Below are 4,800 nucleotides of genomic sequence, written 5' to 3' on the forward strand. Positions count from 1 at the left end.
CTGGTAGAAGCTAAGATATTGGCTTCGACTACATTGCGAACGAATGTAAAGTCGCGGCTTTGGGTTCCGTCGCCGAATATTACCGGCTGCTCGCCATTGAGCATTGAGGTTACGAATATGGGGATTACTGCTGCATAGGCGCTGCTGGGGTCCTGGTTGGGGCCAAAAACGTTGAAATATCGAAGGCTGACGCTCTCAAGACCGAACAATTTATAAAATAAGTTGCAATAGACTTCGCCCACATATTTTGCCAGCGCGTAAGGCGAGAGAAATGATACAGGCATGTCTTCGGTCTTAAACTCAGCCTCGATATCCCCATAAGCCGCGCTCGATGCGGCATAGACCACCCGCTTAATCCCCGAATCACGCGCGGCCAGCAGCACTTTGAGAGTGCCGTCGATGTTACTTCGATTATTGGCAAGCGGATCATCTATGGAATTTGGAACGGAAGCTAGCGCTGCATGGTGAAGGACAAAATCAAAACCGTTGAACTCCTCCATCAGTAATGGCAAATCGGTAATATCTCCAAAGACGAAGTCGATAGCATGCAAGACATCACGCAAGTTCGCCATTTTTCCGGTGGAAAGATTATCCACCACTTTGACCTCATGGCCGCGCAGGACAAGCTCTCGAACCAAATTTGAGCCGATAAACCCGGCTCCTCCAGTGACGATGTATTTAGACATAGCAGGATAGTCTCCTCGGATATTGCCAGGGCTTAAGCCGCCTTGAGTTCTTCTTGTTCCTCGATCGATACTGTCGCTACGGTGGGGACTTCCACCACTTTCGGCTTTGATGACAGTAAGCACAGCGCTGTTGAGAATAGGATGCCTAAATCGTTCTTTAAGGACATCTCATTCACATAGGTCACATCGGAAATGACTTTCTGTGGTAGCAGAGTGTACTCATAGAACTCCATCGGATTTGGTTGGGCGGCCAGTAAAGCCTCTTCATGTCGCAGCCAAATTTGAGTTCGGCCAGTCACTCCAGGACGTGTTGACAAGATAATATGACGTGCAATATCGGGGTAGCAATCGACATATACTTGAACTTGTGGCCGCGGGCCGACAAGGCTCATATCCCCCTTAAGCACATTCCAAAGCTGGGGCAATTCATCCAGTTTGGTCTTTCGAAGAATTCGGCCTATTTGGGTAATTCGCGGGTCTTTGCTTTGAGTTACTGCTGGCCCCATATTATGAGCGTTCACCACCATCGTGCGGAACTTGAACATAGTGAACTCTTTGCCTTTGAACCCTACCCGTTTATGCCCAAAAAACACCGGCCCCGCTGATGTCATTCTGAGCATTAAAGCAGTTAAAGCGATAATCGGCAGGCAGGCAATAAAAATGCCTCCACCGACCACTACATCGAACAATCTTTTAATTCTTGAATAACTCATTTGAGACCCCAGTTTTGTCGTTTGGTTACTTTCGATTAGCTTCAACAATCCGTTGAACAGCATTGATTACATCTTCAATATTCTCGTGCGTCATTGCCGGATAAAGCGGCAGTGAAAGGCAATTGCGATACCAGCTCTCCGCTTTGGGGAAATTGCCCGGCTTGAGGCCGTATTTCTTCTGATAGTGAGGATGGTGATTGATTGGAATATAGTGAACGCCTGTCCCAACGCCTTCTTTCTTAAGCGCATCGATGAACTGCGAACGGTTGATATTCAGCCGTTCCTCAGCAACCTTAATGACATAAAGCTGCCAGGCATGACGGCTTTCGCTGGGCATGTTTATATAAGGCGTTTTGATTTCAGGAACCGAAGTGAAAGCTTGTGTATAAAGGCGCGCATACTCGCTTCGTAATTGATTCATCTCTGTCAGCTTCCGAAGCTGCCAAATACCGATAGCAGCCTGCAAATCGGTCATGGTGTAATTGAAACCAAGCTCCAACGCTTCGTAATACCATGAGCCAGCAGTTGCGTCACGTAAAACGACATCACGACTGATACCGTGGAGCGTGAGCATACGCATTTTGTCGGCCAAGACCCCATCGTTGGTGACTATCATGCCGCCTTCGCCAGTGCTCATGTTGTTGGCTGAATGGAAGCTAAAGACCGTCGCATTCCCAATTGCGCCAATCTTCTTCCCACGATAGCGAGCGCCAAGAGCGTGTGAAGCATCTTCGATAACAAATAGCCCACGTCGCATGGCAATATCCATAATCGTATCCATATCGCATGGCTGCCCTGCATAGTGGATGGGGAGAATAGCTTTAGTGCGGCGTGTGACGGCTCCTTCGATTTGCGATGTGTTGATGTTCGCAGTGACTGGATCAACATCGATGAAAACAGGAGTTGCTCCCACATATTCGATGGCTTGGATGGTTCCGCAGAAAGTCATCGGAGTGGTGATGACTTCATCGCCCGGCCCGATTTCTTGGGCTGCGAGGGCAATATGCAGCCCTGCTGTTGCTGAATTCACGGCAATTGCATGAGCAGCGCCGACATATTCAGCGAATTCAGTCTCAAATCGTCTGACCTTAGGACCGGCAGCGATCCAGCCGGATTCCAAACTGTCAACGACTTCATGAATCTCTTCTTTGTCAAATTTATTGATAGAAAAAGGCAAAAAATTATTCGATTGTTTCTGACTTTTTGTCAGGATTGCTTTCATATTAGCTCCTTAAGTATCGATTGGAAGCTATAAGGAAGGTGAAATTTATCGAGTTTTCCTATTTAAATTATTGGCTTTAAACCAAGCAAAGCTCAGGGAAAGTATGAGGGAATTTTGGATTGTGCCCGGGCAGGCCCCAATCGAAGCCTGTCCAAAAACGTTCGTTCGCTTTTGCGCTCTGCATCTTACCGAGAACGATGCGAGAAGATGTTATATCACTTGAACCTGGGGACGGCCGTAACCATCGTCCTCGTTTGCATAGAGCAGCTATCACCACTCAGCGCCGGGCAATCCATAACTTGATTCTTGGCTAATGTTCCCATATTATTGAGGGGAAATATTAAGTATTTAATCAGGCCTTTTGGCTCATGAATTAATTGTTGTCATGTAAAATAATGTAGAAGATGTTAAAGTACTCTGTGTTACGTGACAACTTCCTTGGTTTGTTGATGTATTCAGTAGTAGTGAATGCATCAACATCATACTGACCAGAGAAACGAAAAGAGGGCGCATATGCCAAGATTCAGATGCCTCGGTTTCCATAGTCCTCAGGCACGGATTCAGTGAACAAGATAAAGGGGAAAGTGCGTAGGCGAGGTAATGAGCTTGTCTATACGCTGGGCGCCGAGACACTGGTCATCACGCCGTGGGGACGGGATGGGCTCCGTGTCCGCGCCGTCGCGGACGTTGACATCCACGATACCCCTTGGGCGCTAACGGAGACGGTAGAGTTCGCGCCCAATAGCAGTAGCGTAACCATCGAGATATCCGACTCCGAAGCGGTAATCAGGAACGGGAATATTTCCGCCCGTATCCAAGATATCTACACCCAACTGGGCTACCTACAGTTCTTCAGGCATACCGATGACAAGGCGACGCTTATCCTAAGTGAACAGGATTACGTTGTTAATGCCCACAACCCTGGCACCCGCATCTTTAAGCTGTGTGGCGACGGATTGTTCCACACCGAAGTGCATTTCGCCGCGCGCGACGGGGAACGATTCTACGGCATGGGGCTTAACGCAACCAACAGGGTCAATCTGAAGGGCTGCGTGCTTGATCTGTACCAGCGCCATGTTAAGCACACCATCCCGTTCCTGGTCTCCAGCGAAGGCTACGGCTTTCTCTGGAACAACCCATCACTCGGACGCGTCGAGTTGGGACAGAACATGACCCGTTGGGTTTCGTACGGATGCCGGCAAGTGGACTACTATGTCTGCGCGGGTGATTCCTACGCCGAAATCATGGAGCGCTATGCTGACGTGACCGGTCACGCGCCCGCTTTCCCCTACTGGGCGTCCGGATTCTGGCAGTGCAAGCTGCGCTACCAGACCCAGGAGGAGTTCCTCGGAGTAGCCAGAGAGTTCAAGCGCCGAGGGCTGCCTCTGGCAGTGCTTGTCATCGACTTCCAGCACTGGAAACACATTGGGGACTGGAAACTCGATCCGGCATTCTGGCCAGATCCGAAAGCGATGATCCGTGAAATGGACGAGATGGGGGTGCGGATTATGATCTCGCCTTGGACCCTGGTAGACGAACAGAGCGAGAACTTCGCCGTCATGAAGGCGCGTGGACTCTTCACAAGCTCGATCGGGGGGTCGAAGGATACGGTGGCTTTCGAGAATCCCCCGCATAAATACCAGTATGACCCCACGAATCCCGAGGCGGCCGCCTTCCTTTGGAGCAAGTGGAAGGAGAATTACTTCGACCTCGGCATCCGTACCTTCTGGCTGGATCCCTGCGACGAGTTCCACGAGATTCAGGACTACGACCAAGTCTTATTCCATATCGGGCTAGCCAGGGAAGCGCACGCGTTCTTCGTTGTGGCTCACCAGAAGAACATCTACGATGGACTGTTGTCAGCGGGGGAGAAGGAGGTGGTGACAATCTGTCGCAACTCTTGGGCGGGTTCGCAGCGCTACGGAGCATCCCCGGCCGCCCACGACATCATGTCGTCCTTCGAGCACCTGGCGACCTACATGAAGGCCGGCCTCAATCTCGCCATGAGCGGCATCCCCTGGGGAGCCAGCGAAATCGGCGGGTTCATCACCCACGACAATCAGAGCGATACCTTCCACGAGCTGATGGTGCGTTGGTACCAGTACGGCGTCTTCACACCCGTCTTTCGGACCCACGGTTACCGCCCGAACAACGAGGCTTGGAACATCGGGGGTGACAC

General features: G+C 50.6%; 4 protein-coding genes. 1 reads left to right on the forward strand and 3 read right to left on the reverse strand.

What is annotated here, in order from left to right; all coding sequences use genetic code 11:
* The 3 genes from WCO51_09680 to WCO51_09690 all read right to left on the reverse strand — a co-directional run.
* The coding region (locus tag WCO51_09680; protein MEI6513527.1) for an NAD-dependent epimerase/dehydratase family protein at positions 1–686 on the reverse strand (686 nt) is incomplete at its 3' end.
* Positions 687–718: 32 nt separating this feature from the next.
* Positions 719–1,399: a sugar transferase gene (locus tag WCO51_09685; GenBank protein ID MEI6513528.1), complete on the reverse strand. Its 681-nt coding sequence runs from the start codon at positions 1,397–1,399 to the stop codon at positions 719–721.
* Positions 1,400–1,424: 25 nt separating this feature from the next.
* Positions 1,425–2,621, reverse strand: a complete 1,197-nt coding sequence (locus WCO51_09690; protein ID MEI6513529.1) for a DegT/DnrJ/EryC1/StrS aminotransferase family protein — start codon at positions 2,619–2,621, stop codon at positions 1,425–1,427.
* A 563-nt stretch (positions 2,622–3,184) separates the two neighbouring features.
* Between WCO51_09690 and WCO51_09695 the strand changes: the two genes are divergently transcribed.
* The coding region (locus WCO51_09695; GenBank protein ID MEI6513530.1) for a TIM-barrel domain-containing protein at positions 3,185–4,800 on the forward strand (1,616 nt) is incomplete at its 3' end.

It is taken from the genome of bacterium (assembly GCA_037131655.1).
Lineage (GTDB): Bacteria > Armatimonadota > Fimbriimonadia > Fimbriimonadales > JBAXQP01 > JBAXQP01.